At 58.2% G+C, this 26,995-nt stretch carries 22 protein-coding genes; 11 read left to right on the top strand and 11 right to left on the bottom strand.

All coding sequences use genetic code 11. From position 1 onward, the window contains the following. Positions 1-41: 41 nt before the first annotated feature. The 4 genes from O4G22_RS11190 to nadA form a co-directional block, all read right to left on the bottom strand. On the bottom strand, positions 42-845 hold the full coding sequence (locus tag O4G22_RS11190) for a hypothetical protein (protein ID WP_306701806.1): 804 nt from the start codon (positions 843-845) through the stop codon (positions 42-44). Between the two features lie 6 nt (positions 846-851). Continuing rightward, complete coding sequence (locus tag O4G22_RS11185; protein WP_306701805.1) at positions 852-6,581, bottom strand: RHS repeat-associated core domain-containing protein; 5,730 nt, start codon at positions 6,579-6,581, stop codon at positions 852-854. Between the two features lie 354 nt (positions 6,582-6,935). Beyond that, the gene (locus O4G22_RS11180; protein ID WP_306701804.1) at positions 6,936-7,949 is read right to left on the bottom strand and encodes an SAM-dependent methyltransferase; all 1,014 of its coding nucleotides are present in this window, start codon (positions 7,947-7,949) and stop codon (positions 6,936-6,938) included. Between the two features lie 16 nt (positions 7,950-7,965). Further along, complete coding sequence (gene nadA, locus O4G22_RS11175; protein ID WP_306701803.1) at positions 7,966-8,901, bottom strand: quinolinate synthase NadA; 936 nt, start codon at positions 8,899-8,901, stop codon at positions 7,966-7,968. 111 nt (positions 8,902-9,012) lie between these two features. Here nadA and ffh point away from each other — a divergent pair, with 111 nt between their 5' ends. The 3 genes from ffh (at position 9,013) to O4G22_RS11160 (ending at position 13,108) form a co-directional block, all read left to right on the top strand. After that, the gene (ffh, locus tag O4G22_RS11170; RefSeq protein WP_295980412.1) at positions 9,013-10,452 is read left to right on the top strand and encodes a signal recognition particle protein; all 1,440 of its coding nucleotides are present in this window, start codon (positions 9,013-9,015) and stop codon (positions 10,450-10,452) included. A 128-nt stretch (positions 10,453-10,580) separates the two neighbouring features. Beyond that, a complete protein-coding gene (locus tag O4G22_RS11165) occupies positions 10,581-12,230 on the top strand; it encodes a beta-N-acetylhexosaminidase (RefSeq protein ID WP_306701802.1) in 1,650 nt (549 codons plus the stop codon). A gap of 119 nt (positions 12,231-12,349) precedes the next feature. Then, positions 12,350-13,108, top strand: coding sequence for a hypothetical protein (locus O4G22_RS11160; protein WP_290488589.1), 759 nt, complete (start codon positions 12,350-12,352; stop codon positions 13,106-13,108). Positions 13,109-13,207: 99 nt separating this feature from the next. Here O4G22_RS11160 and O4G22_RS11155 read toward each other — a convergent pair whose 3' ends face one another. Further along, positions 13,208-13,660 (bottom strand): 6-pyruvoyl trahydropterin synthase family protein, encoded by a 453-nt coding sequence (locus O4G22_RS11155; RefSeq protein ID WP_094136211.1) that lies wholly within the window; start codon positions 13,658-13,660, stop codon positions 13,208-13,210. 174 nt (positions 13,661-13,834) lie between these two features. Here O4G22_RS11155 and O4G22_RS11150 point away from each other — a divergent pair, with 174 nt between their 5' ends. Continuing rightward, complete coding sequence (locus O4G22_RS11150; RefSeq protein ID WP_306701801.1) at positions 13,835-14,371, top strand: hypothetical protein; 537 nt, start codon at positions 13,835-13,837, stop codon at positions 14,369-14,371. Between the two features lie 141 nt (positions 14,372-14,512). Here the strand turns inward: O4G22_RS11150 and O4G22_RS11145 are convergent, their stop codons facing one another. Next, positions 14,513-16,159, bottom strand: a complete 1,647-nt coding sequence (locus O4G22_RS11145) for a fumarate hydratase (RefSeq protein WP_094136209.1) — start codon at positions 16,157-16,159, stop codon at positions 14,513-14,515. A gap of 140 nt (positions 16,160-16,299) precedes the next feature. On the opposite strand from O4G22_RS11145, the gene O4G22_RS11140 reads away from it, so the two are divergent. Then, positions 16,300-17,451: an acyltransferase family protein gene (locus O4G22_RS11140; RefSeq protein WP_306713887.1), complete on the top strand. Its 1,152-nt coding sequence runs from the start codon at positions 16,300-16,302 to the stop codon at positions 17,449-17,451. A 227-nt stretch (positions 17,452-17,678) separates the two neighbouring features. On the opposite strand, the gene O4G22_RS11135 is transcribed toward O4G22_RS11140, so the two are convergent. After that, positions 17,679-18,170 carry a helix-turn-helix domain-containing protein gene (locus O4G22_RS11135; RefSeq protein WP_094136206.1) on the bottom strand — a complete coding sequence of 164 codons (492 nt, stop codon included), beginning with the start codon at positions 18,168-18,170 and terminating at the stop codon, positions 17,679-17,681. Between the two features lie 155 nt (positions 18,171-18,325). On the opposite strand from O4G22_RS11135, the gene O4G22_RS11130 reads away from it, so the two are divergent. The 5 genes from O4G22_RS11130 to O4G22_RS11110 all read left to right on the top strand — a co-directional run bounded on the left by O4G22_RS11130 (position 18,326) and on the right by O4G22_RS11110 (position 23,417). Next, a complete protein-coding gene (locus O4G22_RS11130) occupies positions 18,326-18,538 on the top strand; it encodes a hypothetical protein (RefSeq protein WP_012421162.1) in 213 nt (70 codons plus the stop codon). Beyond that, positions 18,535-18,672, top strand: coding sequence for a hypothetical protein (locus tag O4G22_RS11125; RefSeq protein ID WP_179218369.1), 138 nt, complete (start codon positions 18,535-18,537; stop codon positions 18,670-18,672). The genes O4G22_RS11130 and O4G22_RS11125 overlap by 4 nt, the downstream gene beginning before the upstream one ends. A gap of 326 nt (positions 18,673-18,998) precedes the next feature. Further along, positions 18,999-20,090, top strand: a complete 1,092-nt coding sequence (gene hisC, locus O4G22_RS11120; protein ID WP_295980427.1) for a histidinol-phosphate transaminase — start codon at positions 18,999-19,001, stop codon at positions 20,088-20,090. Positions 20,091-20,121: 31 nt separating this feature from the next. Further along, complete coding sequence (locus O4G22_RS11115) at positions 20,122-20,769, top strand: NAD(P)H-dependent oxidoreductase (protein ID WP_306701799.1); 648 nt, start codon at positions 20,122-20,124, stop codon at positions 20,767-20,769. A 377-nt stretch (positions 20,770-21,146) separates the two neighbouring features. Continuing rightward, on the top strand, positions 21,147-23,417 hold the full coding sequence (locus O4G22_RS11110) for a beta-hexosaminidase (RefSeq protein WP_306701798.1): 2,271 nt from the start codon (positions 21,147-21,149) through the stop codon (positions 23,415-23,417). A gap of 195 nt (positions 23,418-23,612) precedes the next feature. On the opposite strand, the gene O4G22_RS11105 is transcribed toward O4G22_RS11110, so the two are convergent. Beyond that, entirely contained in the window at positions 23,613-24,344 is a 732-nt protein-coding gene (locus tag O4G22_RS11105) for a hypothetical protein (protein ID WP_306701797.1), read from the bottom strand. A 187-nt stretch (positions 24,345-24,531) separates the two neighbouring features. Here O4G22_RS11105 and O4G22_RS11100 point away from each other — a divergent pair, with 187 nt between their 5' ends. Then, positions 24,532-24,933 (top strand): DUF4870 domain-containing protein, encoded by a 402-nt coding sequence (locus O4G22_RS11100; protein WP_306701796.1) that lies wholly within the window; start codon positions 24,532-24,534, stop codon positions 24,931-24,933. Between the two features lie 95 nt (positions 24,934-25,028). On the opposite strand, the gene O4G22_RS11095 is transcribed toward O4G22_RS11100, so the two are convergent. From O4G22_RS11095 to O4G22_RS11085, 3 genes are all read right to left on the bottom strand, one after another. Beyond that, positions 25,029-25,943 carry a hypothetical protein gene (locus tag O4G22_RS11095; RefSeq protein ID WP_290488580.1) on the bottom strand — a complete coding sequence of 305 codons (915 nt, stop codon included), beginning with the start codon at positions 25,941-25,943 and terminating at the stop codon, positions 25,029-25,031. 157 nt (positions 25,944-26,100) lie between these two features. Next, positions 26,101-26,442 carry a hydrogenase maturation nickel metallochaperone HypA gene (locus O4G22_RS11090; protein WP_295980437.1) on the bottom strand — a complete coding sequence of 114 codons (342 nt, stop codon included), beginning with the start codon at positions 26,440-26,442 and terminating at the stop codon, positions 26,101-26,103. Beyond that, positions 26,435-26,980 carry a HyaD/HybD family hydrogenase maturation endopeptidase gene (locus tag O4G22_RS11085; protein ID WP_306701795.1) on the bottom strand — a complete coding sequence of 182 codons (546 nt, stop codon included), beginning with the start codon at positions 26,978-26,980 and terminating at the stop codon, positions 26,435-26,437. The genes O4G22_RS11090 and O4G22_RS11085 overlap by 8 nt, the downstream gene beginning before the upstream one ends. Positions 26,981-26,995: the final 15 nt, after the last annotated feature.

Genomic DNA, 26,995 nt, shown 5'->3' with positions numbered 1-26,995 from the left:
CGTGCAGGCAATCGGGCATCCTGGCTTTGGGTGGGGGAGTGTCAATTTTTCCAATCAATTCCGTTGCCATAAGTCCATAAATTATAAATCATCATTTCTTTCCAATTTCCTATTTTGGACCATTGCATATCAATTTTTTCATCATTCAGATAACATGTTATATCGTCATTATCATATGAAGCTTCTATTTTAGAAATACGGTATTCTTCATTATTCAGCTCAGTAAGCTGATTTTTACGATCAAAAAATGTTAATACAATCTTTTGATTTTTTTTCTCATACAAGGCTGAGGCAACTCCACATGGTAAGGCATATGATTTTTTTTCCTTGTCCAAAAAGAACATAATAGCTCTGTCTTGTAGAGAATTGTGTTTGATTATTACACTGGATATTCCCCATTCATTATGAGCAGGTTCCCATAATTCATTGTACCATTGGTGGCACAAATACATGGTTTGTCCGATTTTCAAAACTTGATATATATAAATTGCAGCATCTCGACCACCAAACATACAAAAACTTGGAACAGGCTTTCCTGTTTGCTGGTCTATTTGAATAACATCATATGATCTACCTACTACATTGCCTTTTTTGAATTTGATAACTCCAGATGTCGCTATTCGAATATTTTTCCAAGCTTCAAATCTATCCCTATAATATGGTATCTGTGTATATTTTTTAGTATCATTTAGCCCTTTATTAGTATCTATAAATTTTATTATAGGAAAATCTTGAAATAAATCTGTGGACTGAACTATCTGTTTTAAGGTTGCTATATCATCCTGTGCCTGAACTATGTTTATTATTATAGAGCTAAATATGAATATATTGATGATATTTTTCATGATTTATTAATCTAATGTCTTATGTCTTTTACTACATTTAGAAATACAATAGTCAGTAGAAAATTTAACCATTCCTTTTCCTAAATCATTTTTTAAAAATATTTTTGCATACTCTCCCATGGCCACGCATAATTCAAAACAACTTGAGAATGTCTTTTTCTTCAGCGTTTGATACCGTGTCGCTGCTTCATAAAATTGTTGATACGCAATTTTTTCATCTCTTTTTATATAGACAAAATCAATTATATCTTCAATTGCAGAAATTTTTACTCCGGGAATTTTTGTTCCGGGAGTTACTTTATAAAGTTTAGATACTTTTTTACTAAAATCTTTTGCATATCTAATATTGCTTGCCGCTTGATTAGCACTATTAGCTTCCTTGAAAGCGTTCATGGATGCTGTAACTGTGTTATTTAAAATTTTGTCATTTATTTTCAATCCTGTTGTTTCACAAATGTATATGTCTGTCCCTTCTAAAGTTTGATCGTAAATATATCCAAGAAATTCTTTTTCCTTATTTTCCAACCCCAAAGCATCAACCTGATCTTGAGTGCTGTTCCCAACAAACCCGTACAAATTCCATCCACCCTGTTCAGCGATGGGATCGCGATTGATCCACCTGCCGTCTTTTGGGTTGTAATAGCGGTAATTGTAATAGACCAGGGCGGGTTCTTCGTCGTGCATCTCGCCGGACCACTGGACGGGCTGGACGAGGTCTCCCGTGGAAGCCGCCTGTCCATAGGGCGAGTAGTCGTAAGCCGCCGCGATCGTTCCCTGTGCGTCGAACACCTCCGTCACATTCTTGTTGAAGTCCATGCCGTAGCAGTAAAGGGTATTATCCTGCATGAGGGCCAGGGGGCGGGTGGCTGTCGGTTCCAGAGGGTCCCACAACAGCGTTCGAATCACGTTCCGGCTGTTAAGCATGTCCAGGGCGGCTATCTGCAAATAGCCGCGGTACAGGTAGCGTTCGTGGCTGACGACCGTGCCGTTAACCGTCACCTTCTTCATGTAGCGCCGTCCCTGGTAATCGTAGCCGCACTCAATAATCGTGTTTCCATTCTGGCTGGTGAAGCTCACCGCGCGGTTGGCCGCGTTGTACGCCACCGTCCAGATGCCCGTTGACGTCCTGATGAGCGTCTGGTTGCCCGAGTCGTCGTACGTCGGAACAAAAGGCGCTTCCCCGCTTTCTTCAATGCCGGTGTACTGATTGAGTTCGTTGGCCGCGTAGGCAAACTCCTCCTCTATTTCCTGCGCGGTCTTGCGGTTGCCGATATTGTCGTAGCTGTAACCGTAGGGGGCGGCGCCCAGGGCAGCGCCGGTGAGCTCGTTTCTGCCGTTGTAGCTGAAGCTGTCGCTTCGGGCAGGCTCCGTTCCCCGCCGCTGCGTGCGGGTGACCGGGCGTCCCAGGGCGTCGCAGCTTTGGGTCCGGGAGACGAGCCCGGTTTCCCCCAGACGGCAGTCTAGGCCGCTGATCAAATCACGCCGCTGTTCGTAAGAAAGTTCCCGGACGATGCCGTCGGGCATCGCGAGGCTGGAGAGCAGATTGCTTCCCGCCAGGTAGCCGTAGGAGAATGTCTGTTCTTCCCCCTCGTGCATGATTCCGGCGCTGGCCAGCCGCCCGTCGGCTTCATAGCCCTGGTTCACTTCCTGGAGAACGCCGGTTCCTTGCGTTAAGGCGTAGCCGGAGGAGCGTCCGTAAGTGTCGTAGTGTTCCTGGAGCTGGCAGGAGGCGCCTTCGATGGTAATGGCGTCGGTGTCCGGTTCGTTATAGGGAGTGTACGTGAGCACGCGCGTACCGGAAGCGTCCGTGACCTGGGTCAGCTGGTTGAGATAGTTGTAGGCATACTGGATGCCGGGCGTGGAGTCGCTGTAGGAGACGGAGTTGTTGACCCCCTTTTTCAGGTTGTAGCCCCAGGTGGTGACCACCCCCCGCGCGTCCGTCAGCGTGGAGCGGAGATTCAGGGCGTTGTAGGCCGTGTCCTCATGCGTCCCGTCCGCCCAGGTTTTGCGGATGAGCAGGCCCGTGGCGTCATCGTAGCTCCACGTGGTGACATCTCCGTCCGTGCGCCCTGTAGGATCCGTGGTGATGTCGCCGGCGTCCTCCCGGAACGTGGTGAGGCTGGTCATCCTGTCCGCCTCGTCGTAGGCGAAGAGCAGGGGCTGGGTTCCCGTTCCCCATTGCGCCGTGTTGCGGCCCCGGAGGTCGTAGCTGTAGCGCGTCGTGTTCCCAAGCGCGTTGGTGACGACGGCAGGCAGGTCGAAATAAGGGCTGTAGGCCGTGGCGGTCGTATTGCCCGCCGCGTCCGTCACCGAGACGGTGCGCCCGGCAAGGTCGGTGCGCGTCGTGACCGTGTTGCCCCGGCCGTCCGTATGGGCGTAGATGACGCCGGTTTCCGTATAGGCGCGGGTCTGCGTGGTCGTGACGCCTGCGTGGTCCGTCTGCGAGATGATAAAACCGTCGATGACCGTAGCGGTGGCCGTGATGTCGGAAGTGGGGATGCTGCTCTTTTGCGTCCGCAGGGCGCCCGCTCCGTACTCGCTCCACTGCGTGGATATATTTCCCCTGGGATCGATGGAAATGTCTTTGCTTTCCAGCGTGGACGAGAGGGAAGAAAGAAGCGTTTTCCGCGTTTCGTCGCAGGTCGTTCCCCGGCCGTTGTTCCTGGTCGCCGTGACGACCCGGTACACGCCGTCTTCCGCCTGTTCCGCGCCGTAGCTCCACGCGGTGATGCGCGAGTTGGACACGGTGGCCGGATCGGCCAGCTTCCAGGTTTCTTTCGTTCTGTTGCCGAAGGCGTCGTATTCCCACAGGGTCGGGGCCATCGTCGTGGCCGCGTTGCCCGCGTCCGTCTGTTCCTTGATCAGCTGCCCTTTGGCGTTGTAGGTGCGCCTCGTGTAAATGACTCCGCCGACGGTGTTGGGGACGCCCGTGCGCAGGGTTTCCCCGGCTCCGTTGACGATGCTGCGCTGCAGCTCGGTTTCCGTTTCCCCGGAGACGGTTTTCGTGAAGGTCCGCACGCCGTCACTGACCAGGTCGATGGCGTAGATGACGTGCCGCTGCCCCGTCCCGGATTCTTCCAGGACCGTTCCGTCCGGCGCGCTGCGCGTGACGAACGTGGCTCCGGAGGGGGCGGTCCGCGTCGCCGTCAGGCCGTCCCCGCTGTAGGCGTAGGCGGTGACCCGGCCCAGGACGTCCGTGGTGGAGGTTGTTCTTCCCAGCAGGTCGTAGATGGCGCTTTCCTGCGTGGTCATCGCCCCCGTGTCCCGGCGCGTGGAGAGCACGCGCCCCGCCGCATCCCGGGCGTAGGTGGTGATGGTTTCCGGCGTGACGACGGTTTCCCCGTCCATCACGGCGGAACGCGTGGTTTCCGTCAGCTGGCGCGCCGTGTCGTAGGCGTAGTCCGTCCTGATGCCGTTTTCGTCGGTTTCCCACAGCAGGCGCCCGTCGCACATCAGCTCGCGCTGCGTCACCCGCCCATGGCCCGCCGTCCGCTTCACCCACCGGTTCTGCGTGTCAAATTCGTAGACGGCGCTGCCCGTGAGCGCCCATTCCCCGCCGGTGAGCAGGGCGTAGCTTTCTTCCCGGACGCGCTGTCCTTCCGCCGTGATCCACGTCGTGGTGCGCGTGCTCTGGCCCGGCACGGTTTTTCCGTTGACGCGCGTTTCCACCGTTTCCGTGTAGAGGGCGCCGTGCTCCGCCGCGGCCGCGTAGTCGTGCCAGGTTTGCACGCCGTTGAGGTCCCGGCTGAACCGCGTGCGCCCGCGGGCATGGATGTTGGCGGCGCCGGCCAGCCATTGTTCTTCCGCCGTCAGGCGCGTGCCCGCCACGCCCAGTCCCGTGACCTTTTTTTCCGTCCTTTTGATGTGGTTGGCCGTCGTGTAGTTCCAGGTGGTGGATGTGAGCGTTTTGACATGCCCTTCCAGCGGGAGCAGGTCCACCGTTTCCGTGGCGGGGGCGTCGCTGAAGTTGTCCGTTCCCGAATAGGCATAGGTGTAGCGCGTGATGCGCCGCCCGCTTTCCGCCCACGGTTCGTCGCGGGAGAGCAGGCGCCCGTAAAGGTCGTACGCGTCATGAATTTGGCTGCCGTCCATGGCCATTTCCGTTTTGAGCCTGCCGCACTGGTCGTAGCCGTATTGCGTGGTTTGCGCCTCCGGGGTCTGGTAGCCTTCCGTCAGCGCGAGCAGCAGGTCGCCGACGTCCGTGGTCTGGTAGATGGCGCAGGCGCGCGCCGCCACGATTCCGTTTTTGGAGGTTTCCGTGACCAGCAGCCAGACCGCGTCTTCCGGTTCCAGTTCCGTGCGCGTGCGGAGGGTCGTGATGGCGTCTTCCCCCGTTCCTTTCTTCATGTTCCACGCCAGGCCGCTGTTCCACCAGGTGACGGCGTAGGGCTGCCTGGCCGGCGCCTGTTCCGTGATGGTGAAGCGGCCGTCCGCGGACAGGGAGAGGGCAAATGTTTTGAAGGGTGTTCCGGCGACCGTATAAAATCCCTGTTCGTCCGTTCCGGTGATTTGCCCAGGGGTATAGAGCGCGATGGCGTAGCCCGCGGCCGTGACGTTTTCCACGTTGAGCAGGCCGTCCCACAGGTTCCATATCTGCCTCAGCGAGCCGTCTTCGGCATGCCTGACGTCCAGATAGGATGACGCGTTGGAGATGACCTGCCTGTCGGTGGTGGTGTAGGAGAGGAGCTCTCCCGTTTCCGCCGAGAAGAGGTATTGGCTGCCGTCTTCCACCACCCAGCGCAGGCAGGATTGGCCTTCCGCCGTGACCAGCGCCGCACGCCCTCCGCCGCCTGTGTCCACCCCGATGGGCAGTACCGCGCCGTTGGTGTAGCAGCGCATCGCAATTTCCCGGCCTCCCTGCGCCAGAGTGAACCGCGCTCCGGGGACAATGCCTCCTTCGGGCACGTCCAGACGGCTGTTCAGGGGATGGTTGTAGGCCAATGACGCCGGGTTTTCCAGGCCGGAGGTATTTTTCTCAGCCCTCAGTTCCACCCTTCCGGCCGGGATGCCTCCCAGCCCACGGAACGCTCCGAAGTTGCACGACCAGTACATCAGCGTGGCCGTGCTTTCCGCCGTCACGCTGCACCCCGCCGAGCTGTAGTTTCCCAGGACGCCGCTTTCCATTCCCGCCCCGCCAGGACCCGACCGGGAAGGGGAGGGCGGCGTTCCGCCGCTTTCGTCGCACGTGTTTCCTTCGCAGGGACACGGTTCGGGCTCTTTCCTGCCCCCCGGCTCCGTCGGAATCACGTCGATGCTGTAGTTGCAGATGGAGGTGTTGCCGCTGGCCGGCTGGTAGTCGATGTTGGTCTGGCTGACTTCCCAGGTGTAGGCGCCGGAGGGGAGCTGCGCCCCGCCGACTCCCGTGTGGTAGCTGTGCCCCCCCTGCGCTCCCGCCGTCTGCGGGTTTTCCTTCAGGTCCACCTGCGCCACCACCTTGCCGCCGGAGTCTTTTACCTCCAGGCTCCCCCAGTCGTCCACCCCCAGGAAGAGCGAGCAGGTGCCGTAAAGTTTTTTGCCGTCCGCTCCTTCCGGGATGGTGAACGTGCCTTGCGCGCTGTAGCCGTCCGCCGACGTGCTCGGCGGCCCCACGTTCCTTTCCTCATGAATCCGGATTGCTTCAAACGGCAGCGGCGCGGATTCCGAAACTGCCCTCATGCCCTGCGCGCCAACGCTGCCTCCCGCTCCAAAGTACCATTTGCGATAAGTAGGAATGGAAGAATGATGAGGGGGATTCATAAGGCATTAAAGAGTTGGGATTAATGAATAAAACAAGATGAGCGCAATCCTCCCATGACCATTTTCTTAATAGGGTTATCCAGAGCCTGTGTCGATAGAATTTTGTTTGAATATTTTTGATTTTTTATAAAAGGTGACAGATGTTTCCTGCCAAAGGATGATGGCATTGTCTTACTATCAGTACTTTCTATCTATAGACGCAATTATTTTTCTATTTGTTAGAAAGTCTCCCTGATAGATGCCCTACCTTCCTGGCTGCCGGCAAATCCCCAGGAAAGCGGCTATCTGGTATTTTATTCCTCGCTCAAGGAAACCCGGTAATGAAAAAACTCCCGGTGTTTTGGCGTCTAAGGGTTATTCCGGTTGCTGCCGCTGGCGTTCCTGAATGAGTACGTGGAAGTGCCCTCCGGCTCCGTGTTCATCCGTCAGGAAGGCATCCTGAGGCGTGTTCTCCGCATGGGGGAGCAGGTAGTCCCGCTGGGTCATGAAAGTGACTGTGTCTCCCAGACAGTTGCGGGATAATTCCAGCAGGTCCGTAAAATTGACGTCACAGGTTAAATCCGTGAGGCCGGGGTTACGGTACAGTTCCTCTCCGGTCAGCACCTGGTGGCTTTTGTACCCGCGCAGGGAACCCCGGGGGCGGCGATAGTACAGCCGCTCCATTTCATCCCCGTAGTCGATGACCGTCATGACGCCCATGTTCCAGTGGGGAAGCCAGCTCGTAAACCAGCGCGCGTAGGAGTCGTGAATTTCCACCCGCTGCCCCGGTTGGGAACCGTATTCCAGTATATGGGAGAAAAGCGGCTGCTGCCGGACGGGGCGCAGTTCTTCCCGGACGGCTCCGTTTTTCACGACAAGCCCCACTTCCTTCCAGTCCTGTTCCGTGTATTCGAATACGCGCGCCGGGAAAGCGTCCACCAGCTCGTTGGAGAAAATAAAGGCCTTGCCTCCGCAGTGTTTCAGCGCCTTTTCCATGGTGGAATAAATTTTGGCCCTGCCTCCCAGCAGAAGGTGCTGGAATTCGCGCAACCGCGGGGAAGATTCCACAATCACGTAGTCCGTATTCAGGCGGTTCCAGAATCCCAGCCGCTCCAGGATTTTGACGGCCAGGGCGCCGGAACCGGCGCCTATTTCCAGCAGGGGCAGCCGCCTGCCGCAGCGGGCGCAGGCTTCTTTCCAGTGCGCGGCAATGGCTTTTGCGAGGATGGGGGAAAGCGTGGGGGTGGTGGAAAAATCCCCGCGTTGACCGATGTTTTCAATGGAAGATGAGTAGTACCCTTCCTGCGGGTGGTGCAGGGCCAGCTGCATGAAAGCTTCCAGGGAGAGCCAGCCGCCAGCGGCCGCGATGTGGTCTGAAAGGCGTATCATGCGGGAAAGGCAGGGGTCAGGATTGGGATTGCTCCAGCATGCGCAGCAGCGGGGCTTCCGCCCTTCTGCGCAGGTCTTCCGGCAGTTCCACGGCGGGAGAGAGGTCCCGGAGGGCCAGATACAGTTTTTCCAGCGTGTTCATTTTCATGAACGGGCAGGTGCTGCAGGAGCATTGCTCCGTGGGCGCGGGAATGAATTCTTTGCCCGGAACCAGCTTGCGGAGACGGTGCAGAATGCCGGATTCCGTCACAATGATGAAAGATTTGGCGGGGCTTTCCGTGCAATAGGGAATCATTTTCTCCGTGGAGCAGATATGGTCCGCCAGCAGGCGCACGGCCTCCGTGCATTCCGGATGGGCCACCACCGGCACGCCGGGGTGCTTTTCCTTCAGGGCAAGAATCTGGTCCCGCGTGAATTCCATGTGCACGTGGCAGGCCCCGTTCCACAGTTCCAGGGGGCGGCCAAGCTGGCGGCTTACCCAAGCGCCCAGATTCTGGTCCGGGACGAACAGGATGGGGCGGTTCTGCGGAGCCTGGGAGACGATTTTTACGGCATTTCCGGAAGTAACGATTACATCCGCCAGCGCCTTGACGCCGATGGAGCAGTTCACATACGCCACTACATAGTAATTTTTATGGGCGTTTTCTTTTAAGAAAGCTTCCAGCTCACCGGCGTCGCAGGAGGCTTCCAGAGAACAGCCGGCGTCAGCATCCGGAAGAATGACGGTTTTGTCCGGATTAAGAATTTTGGCGGTTTCCGCCATGAAATGGACGCCGCAGAAGGCGATCACGTCGCAATCCGTATTCTGCGCCTTGTAGGCCAGCCCCAGGGAGTCGCCCACGTAGTCGGCTATGTCCTGGATATCCCCGGTCTGGTAGCTGTGCGCCAGAATGATGGCGTTGCGTTCTTCTTTCAGGCGTAAAATTTCCTCTTTCAGGTCAAAGGGTGCCATGCGGGAAAAGATGGGGCGAAGCCCCCGGCAAGTCAAGCATCATGTCCCATGCAGGGCGCGCTTGTTGACGGGAAGGGGGAAATGTGGCACAGTCTGGCGCATCATACGATTATGTTTTCACTTTTAGCAGATAAACTGGATAACACGTTCCGGAGGCTTCGCGGCCTAGGCAAGATTTCCGAGAAAAATATTGCAGACGCCCTGCGCGACATTCGGCTGGCCTTGCTGGAGGCGGATGTGGAGTTTGGCGTGGCCCGGGAATTCATCGGCCGCGTGAAGGAACGGGCCATGGGGCAGGAAGTGCTCAAATCCATCAAGCCCGGAGAGCAAATCGTCAAAATTTTCCGTGATGAAATCGCCGCCCTGCTGGGTGGGGACGCCGTGGGGCTGGACCTGACGGACCCTGCCAGAATCATGGTGGTGGGCCTGAACGGCGCCGGCAAGACCACGACCAGCGCGAAGCTGGCCCTGCGCCTGAAGAACGAGGGGCGCCGCCCCCTGCTGGTGGCCTGCGACCTGGTGCGCCCCGCCGCCGTGGACCAGCTGGCCACGCTGGCGGAACAAATAGGAGTGCCCGTTTATAAGCCCGCTCCCGGCAGCAGGGACGTGGTGGCCGTGGCGCGCGAGGCTCTGGAATGGGCCCGGACCCAGAACGGGACCGTCATGATTTTTGACACGGCGGGCCGTCAGGAGGTGGATGAAGCCCTGATAGACGAGCTGCGCCATCTGCACTCCTTCCTTGCGCCGCGGGAAACGCTCCTGGTGGCGGATGCCGCCACGGGCCAGCAGGCCGTGAACGTGGCCCAGACCTTTGACCGTGCCGTGAACGTGACGGGCATCGTCCTGACCAAGCTGGACGGCGATGCCCGCGGGGGCGCGGCTCTTTCCATGCGTTCCGTGACGGGCAAGCCCATCAAATTTTCCGGTGAGGGGGAAAAACTGGACCAGTTCGGCCCCTTCGTCCCCGGCCGCATGGCGGACCGCATTCTGGGCATGGGCGACATTGTCGGGCTGGTGGAGCATGCCGCCGCGCGCATTGACGAAGAGCAGGCGGCCAAATCCATGGACCGCATGATGTCCGGCAAATTTGATTTCAACGACTTTCTGGACCAGATGAAAATGATGCAGAGCCTGGGACCGCTGGAAGGACTGCTGGGCCTGCTCCCCGGCTTCGGCAAAATCAAGAAACAGCTTCCGGAAGGCGCCCTGGACCCCAGGCGGATGAAGCACATGGAAGCCATTGTGCTCTCCATGACGGCCAAGGAAAGGAGCAATCCCAACCTGTTGAATCCGTCCCGCCGCCGCCGCATTGCCGCGGGCTGCGGCCGCCCGCTGATGGAAGTGAACAAGCTGATCAAGAATTTTTCCGAAATGCGCAAGATGATGTCCGGCAAGGGCAAAATGGGCGCCATGATGAAGCAGATGGCTTCCATGAAAGGGAAGGGGGGCAAGATGCCCGGTTTTCCCGGCATGGGCGGAGGTTTGGGAGGCCTGAAGGGCCTGGGTGGATTGGGTGGCGGTCTCGGCGGCCTTTTTGGCGGACGCAGGTAAATGTAAAAAAGGATGGAAACTGGCAGGCGCGGCTGAATACGGCCGCGCCTTTGCTTTCCGGAACACAGGGGCCTGAGGGAAAGCTCCTTCCATTGAAAGAAGAGACAAGGGCGGCCCGTATTTCCTGAATGATGAATAAGGGGCGTTGTTTCCGGCTGGCCGCATGGCTGGCTCTGTCCGGAGTGCCGGGCGCGGGCATGGCGGAAACGCTGCCGGCTGAGGAGGTGTTGCTCCCAGCGCCTTCCGCATGCAGGTCTGACCGGGCCGCCGTGGCTCATCTCCCGCAGCGGCTGGCGGTGTATGCGTCGGAAAAGGATGTTCCCGTAGTGGAAGCCCTCCTCAATGTGCTCAACGCCCAGGGCGTTTTGTCCGGCCTCTCCATGACCCGTGACAGGGCGTCTGCGGACGCCGTTTGTTCGGTTGAGGGAAGCCCCTCGGGGACGGGCGAAGGATATGAAGCCCGCCTGGTGCGCGACAGGGAAGGGAGGGGCATCCTGCATCTGAAAGCGGCGGCTCCCCAGGGCCTTTTCTACGCGTGGCAGAGCATGGTTCAGGTGTTGAACGCCAACCGGACCGGGGAAGGGTTTTCCGTACCCGTTTTTTCCCTCCGGGATGTTCCCCGCTTTGAATGGCGGGGCATGATGCTGGATGTTTCCCGCCACTTTTTCACCGTGGCGGAAGTCAAGCGCATGGTTGACGCCATGTCCCTATTCAAGCTCAACCGCCTCCACCTGCACCTGACGGACGGTCCCGGCTGGCGCCTGGAAATTAAAAAATATCCGCTGCTTACCTCCATGAGCGCCTGGCGCGTTCCGCTCGCTGACGGGGAGTGGAACTGGCAGGAAGTGAAACTCGCCATCCAGGAGCATGACCCGGAAGCTACCTACGGCGGTTTTTACACCCAGGAGCAGATGAGGGAGATCATTGCCTATGCGCACAGCCGCCAGGTCACCGTTGTTCCGGAAATAGACCTTCCCGGCCATTCCTATGCGGCCATGCATGCCTACGGGGATTTGATTTGCGATGGCGTGGACTTCCCCGTGGAAGGGAAACGAGGCCGGGACGCCGTCTGCATGGGGCGGCCGGAAACGCTCCGCTTCGTGAAAGACGTGGTGGATGAACTCAAGGCCGTCTTTCCGCCCGGCTCCCCCATTCATTTGGGCCATGACGAGGTGTCTGCCGAGGCATGGAAAAAATGCCGGTATTGCCAGAACCGCTTAAAAAGCCTGAGGGAGAAGGACCTCAAGGCCCTGAGCCGGGATTTCCTGCAGCAGATTGCGGACTACGTGCGGAAGGACGGCTATGACGCCATTGTCTGGGATGAAGCCGGGGAACTGGAGGCGGACAAACGCATCCTCGTCATGGCGTGGCGCGGCAACGGCTTTGCCGCGGCGGCGGCCAGGAAAGGTCATCCCGTCATCCTGGCGCCGTGTTCCCATTTCTATTTTGACTATTACCAGTCTGCCGCGTCCACGGAGCCGAAAGCCGTAGGAGGCCTTATTCCGCTCAAACAGGTGTACGGCTATGAATTGCCGGAACTCTCCCCGGAGGAAGCCGCGAGGGTGCGCGGCCTCCAGGCGAACATCTGGACGGAATACCTGTACAATATGGGGCTGGTGGAATACATGGCGTGGCCGCGCGCCCTGGCCCTGTCCGAACGCGCCTGGAGCGACTGCGACCCCCGGGACTACAAATCCTTCCGCCGCCGCGCCGCCAGGGCCCTGAAAATCCTGGAAAAACTGGCCGTGAAATACCGCCCCATGGGGGAAGAAGACTAGGCATTCCCGCTTTGGCCCCTTCCGCGCGGCAGGAGGCCGCCGCCCCGGATGTTCACCCGCAGGTTTTATTGACAGCTGGTGCCGGGCCATGATAAAAACGATTCTGCCTGTTACTTGATATGAAGAAACACCGTTTTTTATTCTCAGCTTCCCTGATGGCTCTCGTGTTGCTTGGCTGCATGGCGGTAGTGTCTTGTTCCAATAACTTCAAACATGTTCCCCAGACAGGATTTATTGCTCATCAGGTAAAAAATAAGGATTCCCATATTCCCTTTGACGCGTACTGGAATGCCGATGACAAAAAAATCTGGAATGACAGGGTGAACGGCGTGGATGGCAAAAAAGTCCTGATGGCTGTTGTTCCGGTGGATACGGCGCACATGGATGTAAGGCCGGATACCGCGGAAGGGTTTGATGCCCTGCGCAGCCTGGCGGAATATTTCCAGAAGAGCGTTGCAACCAGAATGGAAAAGGAGGTTGCCGAAAATCCGCATTTTGAAATGGTGCCTCCGGGAACCAGGGGGGCCTATACGCTGGAACTCGCCATCATTTCCATCACTCCCACGAATGCCAGGGCCGGCATCTTTGTCACGGCGCTGAGCGGCATCAAGGGGGGAGGGCTGGTCAAACGGTTCATCAAGAAAGGGCACATTGCCATGGCGGGACGCCTGAAGGATGAGTCCGGCCGCGTCGTTTCCGAATTTGCGGATTATGAGGAAGACCACAGCTCCCTGCTGGGCGTGGACACCAAGGATTTTAAAAAATACGCCCACCATCAGCGCACCATTGACGAATGGGCCCGGGAAATTACGGATGTATATTCTTCCGCTTACGGGCACTGGACGCAGAAACGCATGATATGCCTGAATCCCTTTTAAGGGATGAACTCCGGGGTGGGCTGCATTGCGGCCGTGCCTCCGGCCGGGGCCGGGAATCTTTGCGGAGCGTTCCGCCCGGCGGGAAACGCGCTGTTTCAGTTATTCCCCATATTCCGCCCAGGAACTGCTGGTTTCCCATACGCGTACGCGTTCCAGCACCACACAGGCCCTCACAGGATATTCGCCGGGGTTCTCCCTGGCTTTTTCCAGCGCGTGACGGGCAACGTTGAAAATAGTGCGGGCCATCACCTCGCTGGTGGGGTCTTCCCGGTCGAACGGAATGATGCGCTCCCCGTATGCGGCCACGAAGGCGGCGTAATTGGGGTCCTCCGTATTCACGCACAGGGAGTGGTCAAACTGCTGGAGGAAATCCCCCATCATCTGCTTGACGGCCTTGAAATCCAGCACCATGTCATTGGCATTCAGCGTTTCCGCCCGGAACACCATCTCTACGGAGCGCGTATGGCCATGCGGGAATTTGCAATTGCCGGGGTGTTTGGACAGGAGATGCCCGCTTTCCAGTTCAATGGATTTGCAAATTCGGTAGACCATAGAGGCAGGATAACGCGGGCGCGGGCGCGGGGCAATCCCAATCAGAGTCTGTCTGGTTCCCCTCTTGCCGCGTGCGGAGGGCTGGGTCTCTGCCGCACCGGATGTTTGTGGGCGGCTTTCCCTTGCGCACGGCCTCGATTTCTGGCAGACTTCAAAAAACCATATTTTTACCCAGTGGCTTATCTTTCATGGTCTTTCCTGAAAATGGGGGAGAAGGCGGAGCGCAGCACAGCCTTTCTTTTCCTGCTTATGGCGGGCGTGCCTGTCCTTTTTGCCGCTTCCTTCGCGTTCGTAGCGGGAATGGCCGCCATTTTATATGCCGGGCCTGTCCTGGCGCTGATGCTTCTTCCCTTCTATTTGCCCTGCGCCCTGAGGAAGGAAAAGACGCGGAACGCCTGCTCCCGTAATATTCTGTTTGACAAGGAGCCGCTGACGGTCTCTTTCAGGGTGATAGCCAGGGATTGGGTATATGTCATTTACGCCGTGCTTCCGGCGTTGCCGTTTCTTTTCCCTGGCGGGAACATGCCCCAGGCCAGGCTGGGGAACGAGCGGAGCCTGACGGCATTTTTTGTGATGTGGATCTCCCTGTACGCCGTCTTTGCGGCGCTGGCGGCCTTTCTTGGAAAGGCGCGGTATTTGAGGCCGGGCAGGGCGCTGCTGGCTGCCGGCGTCAATCTGGCGCTGATGCTGGTTTATTACCTGTTTGCGTGAAGAAGCGCATGATGAATACCGGAAGTTTCCCCCCTGGATATTCACGCCGTCCGGACCGGGAGGAAGGGATGAACCCGGAGCATCAAAAAGCCGGAGCCCCGAAGGACTCCGGCCGCGAATCATCTTGTTTCCGGGTCAGGCTTAATGCCCGCAACCGGCGCAGGCCCATCCTTCGCGGATTTTAGCGAAGAAATCATTGCCCTTGTCATCTACCAGAATAAAGGCGGGGAAGTCTTCCACTTCAATTTTCCAGATGGCTTCCATGCCCAGTTCCGGGTATTCCAGCAATTCCACTTTCTTGATGTTGTTCTTGGCCAGGATGGCGGCGGGGCCGCCGATGGAGCCCAGGTAAAAACCGCCGTGTTTCTGGCAGGCATCCGTTACCTGCTGGCTGCGGTTGCCCTTGGCGATCATGATCATGGAGCCGCCGTTTTCCTGGAACAGGTCCACGTAGGAGTCCATGCGGCCGGCGGTCGTGGGGCCGAAGGAACCGGAGGGGTAGCCTTCCGGGGTTTTCGCCGGGCCGGCGTAGTACACGGGGTGATCCTTCATGTACTGAGGCAGCCCTTCGCCCTTTTCCAGGCGTTCCTTCAGCTTGGCGTGGGCGATGTCGCGCGCCACGATGATGGTGCCGTTCAGGCTCAGGCGCGTGGTGACGGGGTGTTTGCCCAGTTCCGCCAGGACTTCCTTCATCGGGCGGTTCAGGTCAATGGAGACGGCTTCGCTGGAGGTCATGCGCAGGGCTTCCGGAATATACTGGCCGGGGTTGGTTTCCAGCTGTTCAATGAAGATGCCCTCCGGCGTGATCTTGGCTTTCGCGTTGCGGTCCGCGGAGCAGGAGACTCCCAGGCCCACCGGGCAGGAGGCGCCGTGGCGGGGCAGCCGGATGACGCGCACGTCCAGGGCGTACCACTTGCCGCCGAACTGGGCGCCCAGGCCCAGCTTGCACGCTTCTTCATGCAATTCCTTTTCCAGTTCCAGGTCGCGGAAGGCGCGGCCGTATTCGTTGCCCGTAGTAGGCAGGTTGTCGTAATACTTCGTGGAGGCCATCTTCACGGTTTTCAGGCATTTTTCCGCAGAAGTGCCGCCAATGACGAACGCGATGTGATAGGGGGGGCAGGCCGCCGTGCCCAGGGTGCTCATCTTTTCCACCAGGAACTTTTTCAGCGTGGCCGGGTTGAGCAGGGCCTTCGTTTCCTGGTAAAGATAAGTCTTGTTGGCGGAACCGCCGCCCTTGGCGACGAACAGGAAGGAGTACTTCATGCCCTCCACCGCTTCCAGGTCAATCTGGGCGGGAAGATTGGTGCCGGTGTTTTTCTCCGTGTACATATCCAGCGCCACCGTCTGGGAATAGCGCAGGTTGTTCTGGGTATAGGCGTCGTAAACGCCATGGGAAAGCTGTTCGCAGTCGTCGCAGCCGGTCCAGACCTGCTGGCCCTTCTTTCCTACGATGGTAGCGGTCCCCGTGTCCTGGCAGAAGGGCAGAATGCCGGCGGACGCCACTTCCGCGTTGCGGAGCATCGTCAGGGCCACGCTTTTGTCATTGGCGCTGGCTTCCGGATCGTCCAGAATGGCGGCCACCTGCTTCAGGTGGGCGGGGCGCAGGAAAAAGGCCACGTCATGGAAGGCTTCCGCGGCCAGCAGGCGCAGGCCCTCCGGTTCCACTTTCAGCATGGGATGTCCTTCAAAGTCGCCCACGCTCACATAGTCGGACGTGATGAGGCGGTATTGAGTGTCGTCCTTTTCCATGGGAAAAGGGTCCTGATAATGAAAATCCGGTGTTGCCATAACGGAAGATAATATAGCGAAGCTCCGCATCCGGTTCGAGCAAAAAAAATCAGGGCTGCCCCAATGCGCCGCCCATTTCCCAAAACGGTTCCGAGTAATTGACTTTGGCTCCTGCCTGCATTACTTTTTCTTCCGCTTAAATGTATAACGCTCAAAACCAGCCTCCGATTCTCGACACGTCTGCGCCTTCTCCCTCAAAACGTGTCTTATGGATTGACGTATCAAGGGTTATTGCCGCCCTCCTGATTATGTACGTCCATCTGTCCTCTCCCTTTCTCCAGTCAGTGAGCCTCCATCTCTTTTATCTGGGGAGGGTTCCTTTTTTCCTGGTGTTGGCAGGGTACTTCCTGGGCAGGAACATCACCTGGAACAAGGCGTTCAACCGGGCTTTATGGCTGTTCATTCCATTCATGTTCTGGAATGTGCTGTACGTGCTCTTTGTTCTGCCTCATGACGGAGCTTCCTTCCGCCTTGAGAATCTGATCGGCATTCGGGACGTCTTCCTTCCGGGCATCAACCTTTTCTCCGTGGATGACTCCCATGCCGTTCCTCCCATCGGCCCTTCCTGGTTCCTGAGGGACATTATCATTCTCACGTTGCTGACGCCTCTTCTGGTCCGCGTCAAAATCCTGCTGTTTCCTGCGGTGCTCCTCTTTTTCTGTTTCTTCAACGTGGCGCCGGACCACATGGAGACGATTTCCATTGGAACCTGTGCTTTTTATCTGTTGGGCGTTGCGCTCAGTTCCCGGAAGATTGACGATATTCATCTGGTGCTGAATAAGAAGTTCGGCATTTTTTTCTGGGTGAGCATTTTTATGCCCGTTGTGCTGATTGCGCTGTATTCCGCCGGAATGATTCCCCTGTGGAAAGAGACGGCCATTGGCATGCTTCTGGGAGTCATGATGATCATGTATGCAGGCATCTGGATGGAAAAGCATCTGCCCGGCCTGTCCGCGAAAATAGCGTTGCTGGCTCCCGCCTGCTTTTTGACGTTCATGCTGCACTGGCCCATTTACGATTTCCTGCCTCCCGTCATGAAAATCCAGCCTGTTCTCGCCGTTTTCACTCCGTTGCTGGTGTTTGCGGCCATCGTCCTGTTTTATTTTGCCCTGAAACGTTTCGCCCCGTTCCTTCTGCCGTATCTGGCCCATGTGAAACATGCCGGCCAGCGGCAAGAGCGGCGCAGTGCGCGTGATGAAACGGTTTCTTCAATCAGGGGCCTTTCAGGGAGGAATCAGTCATCGGAAAGGGACGCCGGGACCCCGATGCCCGGAACAGGGGAAAGCTTTTAAAGAACCACGGGAAACGGAAGACGGAGGGAAGCAACAGAGAGAAGAGTTGACTCGCCATCAACGTGAAATAGAAATTGTTGAGAACGGTGGACGGGAAAAAGCGGATCCGGCACGCCGCAAAAACGACCGGCGTTCCCGGCTCCTGGGGAAGCGTTCGGCGGAACTGCACGCCGGCAGGCGGGGCAGCCAGAGGGGTGGCGCTGGCGGGATGCCATGCCCTCCATGATTTAGTGCCGCGGTTTGCGGCGGGAAGAAGAAGGCGGTGACGATGAAGGGCCGGAACGCCTGGGCGCTCCGTATTCCTCCGGGACTTCCGCCGCCAGGAATACATTGTCCGGAAGGCTGTTTTCGTCGTCGTAATAATTTTTCATCCTCTTCTGGGCATCCTTGATTAGGGTGGCTTCCGCCCATTCCTCCACCGTCATGTTGTCCATCCTGGCGGCTTCTTCAATGAGTTTGTAATCCTCGAAACTCAGCATGACGACAAAGGGTTTCCAATTGGCTCTTGCCGCCTGCTTCAATTTTTTCTCCCTTTCCGTCTTTTCCATCATGAGCCGGATGAGAGCTTCCTTGTCTTTGGGGATGGCTACCTTGGCAAGCCAGTTGCGGACCGTGTTGGGAGACACGAAGCATTCCGCCGCAAAATCATTGCGGGAAATGTTCTGCTGTTTCAGCCAGGCCTTGATCTGCATTTTGAGTTCGTCCTGATTCTCACTCATGCGCCTTTTGTAACGAAAATGGTGCGATTCTTCAATCTTTTTTGCATAAAGTCATTTTAATGGTATATTTTTGTTGACGGAAATACCGTTTAAGGTGCATTGTTGAGGTGCAAAAGGGCAGTTGAGGCCGTTATTGCACCAAAAAAAGGATTTTTATGAAGACGGAAAATAAAAAAAAGAGTCAGAAAAAAATTCAAATCAAGGGGAAAATGCCGTTGTCGGTCCATTTCTTCCGGGATGCGGAAGCGGACGCGCTGAACATGGAACGCTGCCAGCTGGATAAGGCCACCCTGATTGCCTGTGCCGTCAAACGCCTCCGGGAAGATTTGGGAAACGTTCCCGATTCCGGCAAAAAACCTTCCGCATGACTCAGGAGATTTACTGGGAACTTCTGGCCTGGCTGTTCCGTTCCTTTCTGGCGGTGACCGCGTTCGCCTTTCTTGTGGCCGGATACCAGACTCTGCGCAGCCGTCCGCGCGGGGACCGCAGACGTGAAAAATAGGCGTGCGGGGCGGTCCGCGGGGCCGATTCCCCGCTCATGGCGGAATGCCGTCTCCCCTTTCTTTTAAGGGGAATGTTTTACCCTCCTTGAGCATGGAAGAACTTGTTGAGCGGCTCGTCTTTGAAGCAGGAGGAAATCTGCCGGAGAAGGAGGACGGCTGCCTTTCTCCGGAAGAAAGGCGTTTCAGGAAGAAGGGGGAAATTCCGGGAAAGGGGGCCTTCTTCCGGCAGCGCCGGCGCGGTTGAAAGGCTGCCATATTCCCAAGGTCCGGCCGCATGGAAATCCGTATTGCCAGAAACGGGGAATGGCGGTAACATGCCGCCGCTATGAGTATTGAGAGTTTCGCAAATCAGCATGTGCTGGAGTTGGTGGCTTATCAGCCGGGCAAGCCGATTGAGGAGACGGCCCGGGAACTGGGCCTGGATCCCCATGATATTGTGAAACTGGCGTCTAATGAAAATCCCCTGGGGCCGTCCCCGAAAGCGGTGGAGGCGATTGCCCGTGCGGCAGCCGGCGTGAACATCTATCCGGACGGCGCGGCTTTCCGCCTGCGTTCCGCCATCGCGGAGTTCTGCGGCGTGGAGTTCAACCAGACAGTAGTGGGCACGGGCAGCAGCGAAGTGATTGAACTGATCTGCCATGCCCTGCTGAATCCCCGTGCGGAGGTGGTGGCCGCCAAACACGCCTTTTCCATGTACCCCATCATGTCCAAGCTGTTTGGCGCCGCGTACGTGGAAGTGCCCAACAAGGAGGACTGGACGCATGACCTGAACGGTTTCCTGGACGCCATTACGGACAATACGCGCGTCGTGTTCATTACGAATCCCACCAATCCCGTCGGCACCGTCGTAGGGCAGCAGGAAATAGACGATTTCATGGCGAAGGTGCCGGAACATGTGCTGGTGGTCTTTGACGAGGCGTACCGGGAGTTTTCCGACAATCCTCCGGATACCCTCAAATTTGTGCGGGAAGGCCGCAACGTGGTTGTTCTGCGCACCTTCTCCAAGGCTTACGGCCTGGCGGGGCTGCGCGTGGGCTACGGCCTTGCTCCGGAACAGGTTTGCAGCATGCTGCACAAGGCGCGCGCTCCGTTCAACCTGCATGTACTGGCCCAGGAGGCCGCCCTGGCCGCCCTGGAGGACCGGGAGCATGTGCGCCGCACCGTGGAGAACAATAAGGAAGGCATGCGTTTTTATGAGCAGGCTTTCCGGGAAATGGGCCTGGAATGGATTCCCAGCCAGGGCAACTTTATCCTGGTGAAGGTGGGCCGGGGCAGGCAGGTGTTCCAGGATATGCTCGCCAGGGGGGTCATCGTCCGCGCGCAGGACGGGTACGGACTGCCGGAATGGATACGCATCAGCGTGGGCACTCCCGCGGAGAACGCCCGCTGCATTGAGGTATTGAAAGAGGTTCTTTAAACAGTTTCTCCGTTTTTCTGTCTCACCCTGCATGACGATTTCCCCGGAACAGTATATTGACGGTCTGGAATGGCGTTACGCCTGCAAGAAATTTGATCCCGAAGCCCGCCTTGAGCAGCCTGTCTGGCATGCGCTGGCGGAAAGCCTGCGTCTCAGCCCCTCCTCCCTGGGGCTTCAGCTCTGGAAGTTTGTCGTGGTGACCAACAGGGAACTGAAGGCGCGCCTGCGGGAGGTTTCCTGGAACCAGTCCCAGGTGGAGGACTGCTCCCATTACGTGGTGCTGTGCTCCCGGCGCTCCGCCACCAGGCGGGATGTGGACCGCTACCTGGCCCAGATTGAATTCACGCGCCGCCCTTCCGCGGAAAAGCTGGCTTCCTCCGCCGGTTTCTATACCAGTTACGTGGAAGCGCTGACGCCGGAAAAGATGCATGCGTGGCTGGATTGCCAGGTGTACATCGCCGTGGGGTTCCTGCTCAGCGCCGCCGCCGCCCTGCGGGTGGATTCCTGCACGATCGGCGGCATGGACAGCGCCAAATATGATGAAATTCTGGGGCTGGACGGCACGCCGTACCGCTCCGTGGTGGGGGTGGCGCTGGGCTACCGCGCCAAGGACGACTCTTATGCCCGCGAGGCCAAGGTGCGCTTTCCCGCCGGAGAGGTGATGGATATCCGCGCCTGATTTTATTTATTCCTGTCCGGGGCCGGTTGTCCCCGGCAGAGGCGGCGGCTCCCGTTTTTTGCCGTGGGGCGGCGTTGGGCCGCCGCGCGGCGTCTTTTTTGGCTGCCGCACGGGCCTTCCGTTTTTTTATCTCGCCAACAACGGGTTCTTTGGGATAATAATTTATTGAAACAAGAGGGAAAGTCTCCCCCTTTGACCGGCGGTTTTCCTTCGTGAAGCCCGGCGCGCGGCAATCCGTTTGGGCGGAGTGGCTGTCTCGTCCGGCGTAGAGAGGGAGAATTCCTCCGCTTTTTTCCCTTTCTCTGCAAGAAAGGGGCGGCGGCCGCGTAGTTTTTGGAGCTAATCAGACATTTCCTTTTCCTAAACAAGACCAGAACATGAAGAACAACCTATTCCTGATGATCGCCGTTCTTGCCGCATCTCCCCTGATGGGGCAGGACGCCAAGCAGATTGCGGATTCCCTTTCCATCCCCCCGGTGAAAGCCGGGGCAAAGCAGCTGCCCATGCCGAGCGCTTCCGGAGCCCAGATTAAACTGCTAGGGGCCGACTATGAGCAGCTCGTTAACAGCAAAGGCAAGATAGCCCCTGTTATTTCAGATACCCCCGTCAACGTCAGCTTCAAGGTGACCAAGGACGGCAAGGAAGCCGTCAGCAAGGATTATGAAATCATGCTTCAGGCTCCTCAGGCCGCCCAGGGCAATCCCAAGCCGCGGATCATCCCGGAAATCCTGCAATGGAAGGGGGGGCAGGGAGAATACAAGCTGGGGAATACGGTTACCGTAGCATGCCCGGACAAGGAGCTGGGCAAATTGTTCGCGGCGGATATGGAAGACGTGCTGGGAAAGAAGGTCAAGCTCGTCGCCCCCGGGGCGAAGGCGGATATTTCCCTTTCCCTGGTGAAGGGCGGCAATCTGGGCAGGGAAGGATACCGGCTCCAGATTGCCAGGGACGGCGTCCGTCTTGGCGCGGCGGCTCCCACCGGCCTGTTCTGGGGTACGCGCACCCTGCTGCAGATGCTCCGCCAGACGCCCGGCAGCGTGCCCTGCGGCACGGCCGTGGATTTCCCGCGCTACCAGCTCCGCGGTTTCATGCTTGATGTCGCGCGCACGCCTTACCCCCTCAGTTACCTGAAGGACGTGATCCGCACCATGGCCTGGTACAAGATGAATGACCTGCACCTGGTCATCAACAACAACTATATTTTCCACGAGCATTATGTGGACAACGGCCATGATCCGTTCAAGGAAAGCTATGCGGCCTTCCGCCTGGAATCCAACATGAAGGGGAAGGACGGCACGCCCCTGACGGCCAAGGACCTTTTTTATACCAAGAAGGAATTCGCCGACCTGGTCAGCTATGCCAAGAAGTACGGCGTCAATATTGTTCCGGAGTTCGACACGCCGGGGCATGCCCTTTCCTTTACCCGCCTGCGGCCCGATCTCATTTACAAAGGGCCCATGAATCATGAGAAGCGCCGCTGCGAGATGCTGGACGCCGCCAACCCGGAAACGATTGACCTGGTGAGCAAGGTTTTTGACGAATACCTGCTGAAGGACCCCAAGCTGGGCCGTCCCGTGTTCGCGGACTGCGGCGTGGTGCATGTGGGGGCGGATGAATTCTATGGGGACAAGGAAGATTACCGCCACTTTGCGAACGCCGTGCTCAGCCATGCCCTCAAGCGCGGTTATACGCCCCGCATCTGGGGAAGCCTGAGCACCAAGCCGGGCAAGACCCCGGTAGTCAGCAAGGGCGTCCAGATGAACCTTTGGAATACCGGCTGGATGAGAGCGTGGGAGGCCGTCAACCAGGGCTATGATGTGATCAATACGAACGACGGGGCCCTTTATATCGTTCCCTTTGCCGGTTACTACCGGATGGACAGAAACCATAAGGGATTGTATAATAACTGGATTCCCAACCGCATCGGCAATGAAACGCTACCTTCCGGGCATCCCCAGCTCCTCGGGGGCACCTTCGCCGTCTGGAATGATGAAACGGACATTATGCATACGGGATACGCCCCTTATGACATTTGGGGGATCATTTCCGGTTCCATGGACGTGCTCAGCCAGAAACTGTGGGGAACCGCCAAGGCTCCGGATACGTTTGAGCAGCATCGTGAGCTGGTTTCCTCCATCGGCAACGCTCCGCGCACCAATCCCCTGCACAAATGGAAGGATAACCAGCCCTTTACGGTGAAGCCTTCCGCCCTCCCCCAGAAGCTGGGCAAGCCTGCCCTGGGGCCGAATTACCGCCTGACGATGGAACTGGAATTGACTGCCGCTCCGGAAGGGAAAGAGCAGGTGCTTCTTTCCGCTCCTGAAGGAGAATTGCTGGCGGTCATGAAGGACGGCACCGTCGGATTCCGCCGTGACGATTCTCTGGAATTTTCCTTCGGCGCCAAGCTGCCCGTGGGCCGGAAGGTCAAGGTGGAAATTGTGGGGGAACCGGAAAAAACCAGCCTGCTGCTTGACGGGGAGCTTGCCGGAACTGCCGTGCTGAAGAATTTTTCCGACAAGGCCAAGGATTTTCCGGACAACTTCAAGCATCGTCCCAAAGTGCACCGTTCCACGTTCATTCTGCCTCTGAAGGAACTTGGCTCCTCCTTCCAGGGGAAGGTGTTCCATATGAACGTACAGCCGTTGTAATTCCCGGCATGTGAACGTCCGCCGCCTTTGGCGGGTCGTACTGGCCGGCAAGCCCGGCATCCCTGCCGCATGGGGGATGCCGGGCTTCTTTTTATGGAAGGGAGGGCGAAGAACTTGCGGAATGTTTCCCGATGTCTTTCCTCTTGTTCCTGTTCCGGGAAAGAAGGGGGATGACGGATGCTCAGGAACCTGTTTTCAGTCCCGCATGCCCCTGTATCTCATGGGGCGGTAGCCGCTGTTTTCCAGCATGGGGCGGCTGAACACATGCTCCGAACATTTCCAGGCAGGCAGGGGGCCGGCTTCACTGCCCAGGAACCTGTTCTTTTCCGTTCCCTCCCACTGAATGAACAGGAGCACATGGCGCCCCGGCGCGATCAGGATGTCTCCCGTCCGGAGGTCTTCCCAGGAGGGAAGCCGCGTGCAGAGGGCGGGGAGTTCCCGTGTGGAAAAGGGCCTGTCCAGCCGCCAGCAGCGGGAGACGAAGCCGGAGCAGTCCACTCCGGCGGCAAAGCGGCTGACGGCGGCGTCTCCCGCGGCCTGCTTTTCCGGGGTGCCCATGTCTCCGGCCGCGGCGGGGAGCCCTCCGTTGGCTGCGTCCGCCTTCAGGCGTTCGGAGAACTGCCGCGGGGTGTCGAAGCCGCCCCATTTATACGGCATGCCGGTGGAGCGCATGCCTGGCTTCCACCATGCTCCGGCATCATATCCGGCTGCGGAGGCGTCCGGCGTGTCTGTCCGGATGCCGTCCCCGTCCGTTTCGTGGCGGACATTCCGGACAGAGCCCCGCCAAATCATGGAGGTGTAGGCCCGGCTGGCTGCCAGGGCTTCACGGCGGGTGACGGAAGAGGCGGGAGGAGGGATTTCCCGTACTTCCGGGGCACAGGCCCCCAGACAGACGGAAAAGACGAGCAGCGTCAGGGCTTGGGTCATGTCCGGCAGTATGGCTCCCGGCCTTTGTGGTGGCAAGGATGATTGCCGGAGAGCGTTTTTTATGCAGGAAAAGGACGGTCTGGAAGCTTGACTACGGGGAGGAATATGTAAAAAAGGTTTCATTAAGGCGGAATGAAGCGGAAAAGGTTTCCGTTCACCTTCATCCGCTTTCCATTGCTTTCATTTTATGGACGAAGAACAACAAATCATCCAGGAACCGGTTCAGGAGCCCGCCCCTGAGAAACAATCGGATAAAACGCAGGCTATCCTGACGGCGGTTTCCCCGCTGGTGTCCGTCTTTTTCGGAGGCTCCGCCGGCGTGAACATTATTCCTCCCCTGATCTGCTGGCTGGTCTGGAGGGACGCCAACCCTCTGGTGGACAAAGTAGGAAAGAATATTCTGAACGCCCAGATTTCCTGGGCGATCTATACGGTTGCGGCCTGTCTTTCATGTTTGATCCTGATCGGGTTCGTGCTCGCCCCCGTGGTGGTCATCGCCTGGATCGTTTTCTCCATCATCGCTGCCGTCAAGGCGGCGAACGGGGATTACGATTATGTGCCTCCCTTCACGATTAAATTCCTGAAATAACGTTTTTCCGTTTCTCAACAGATCAACAGACTTAAAAACCGCCGGCGCTGAATGCCGGCGGTTTTTTTGATGAGGGCTTTCCTTGCCGGAGGGAATTAGATGGGCATGTCCTTTTCACCGCCGCCGTACATGAACGCATGGAGCAGGCGGGTGACCTGGTTCTGTTCCGCGTCCAGCTGGGCGGAGGGGCGCAGCGCGGCGTACGTCAGTCCGTCATGTCCCGTGAACTCCCTCATGTGGAACCCCTGGAAGCTGGCCATGGGTTCGCTGTCATGAAAGAGCTTGCCTCTCCGGAGCAGTTCGTCAAAGACGTGTTCCGCTTCCCGCGTGCGCGTCAGAGCATGTTCCGGGTGGGGGATGCGGATGACCAGCGCCCCGCCGTCCCCGCGGAAGTTGATGCCGGCTCCGGCCATGACGTCCGCGGAGGGCTGGCTGGTGACGCTGCCCAGCAGCAGCACGCCGTCGTCTATCAAATGGATGCGGCTGGCGCGGGCTTCCTCCTTCACATGCAGGACGCCGCCGTAAATGCGGGTGGACGCGTTGCCGGAGAGTTTTTTAATCCGCATCAGGCCGTGCCTGATGACGAGTTCCGAGCCCTCCGCCGGCAGATCCACTTCCGAGGCGAAGAGCCAGCCGTCCGCCATGGCGATTCTGCCTTCATGCTCCCTGGAGCCCTGAATGCGCCCCTGGCCCATCAGAAGGCGGCCGCCGTTGATTTCCAGGCTGCCGTTGGCCTTGTCCCCCAGGAAAACGGTCATATGGTCCGGCAGGTTTCCCAGGAGCGTCATGGCGCCTCCGTTCCGGATGACGAGGTGGGCGGTGCGGTGCCCGTGGTCCGGCTGATTGGGGCCGCCTACGTAAACGGGGGCGTTGATGATGTAAAGATTTCCGCCGGAATCAACGGTAAGGGAATCCTGAATGTCCGTCTGGCCCTGCACCACATCGTTGCTGATGGTGACAGGGCACATGTAGGAGACCCGGTTCATGGATGAGGCTGAAAGCGGCATCATCCCTGTTAGAATAAATGGGTTGATATTGCTCATGGCTCCGGTTGCATAGCTGGTTTGACGTTTGCGGCGCGGTGGAGGCGCCCCAACGGGATTAGACTCTCCGTCCGGGGAAAATGTTCGGGCAAATTTCCTTTATTTTTTCCGGAAGAAGCGCTGTTCATTCCCATTCCACGCGGGTCAGCTCCAGTTCCCGCCCGCGCAGGATGGCCAGGGCCGGTTCTCCGCAGCCGGGGCAGATGTAGCCGTGTTCCGTGAAGGAAAAATCCGCCCGGCATGCGTCACAGCGGCACACGGCCTCCACCCAGGTGACGTCCAGGACCGCATCCTGCGCCGCATACGAGTCTTTCAGGGCCAGGAAGGCGGATTGAAGCGCTTCCGGCACCACGCCGCTCAGGCTGCCTAGGGTCATGTGCACGCGCCTCAGCCTGCTGCCTCCGTGTTTTTCCATGAGCCGCCGGGCCATGTCCAGCGCGCCTTCCATGATGCCTACTTCATGCATGGGCGTTTTTCCGGGCCTGATGTTCCGCCAGGGCGCGGGCGATGAGGGCCTCCGCCGTGTGCAGCGCCTTCGGCAACGCTTCCAGCACCTCCGCGGACATGGGGCGGCAAAAATCCGTATGCAGGGCCTCCACTCCCACCAGCGTGATGGCGCGCGGCAGCGTGCCGCACAGCTGGGCCGCCCCCAGCACTTCCTTCATGCCTATCTGGTGGGGCGATATCACGCGGGAAAAGTGGCGCGGCAGTTCTTCCCGGCTGCGCGTGACGACGGTTCCCGGCCGGGCCCCCGTCCTGACGGCGTCCAGCAGGATGAGCGTGTCCGCATCTTCCAGCAGGGGCAGCAGGGTCATGCCCAGCGTCCCCCCTTCCTCCACGTGGACCAGCGGGCCGTAATCCCGTTCCTGGAGGCGGCGGGCCAGCTCCACGCCCGCGCCGTCATCCCCCATGAGCGGGTTCCCGATGCCCAGCACGAGCACGGGATAGGCATTCCCCTTCACGGGGCAGCCCCGCAGTTCTTCCGTGTATGGCTCCGGTTTCATGGCAGAGGGGAGAGC

The organism is Akkermansia muciniphila (assembly GCF_030848305.1).
In the GTDB taxonomy this organism is placed as follows: domain Bacteria; phylum Verrucomicrobiota; class Verrucomicrobiia; order Verrucomicrobiales; family Akkermansiaceae; genus Akkermansia; species Akkermansia muciniphila_A.
The sequence above is the reverse complement of the archived record's forward strand: the minus strand, read 5'-3'. Positions and strand labels throughout refer to the sequence as shown.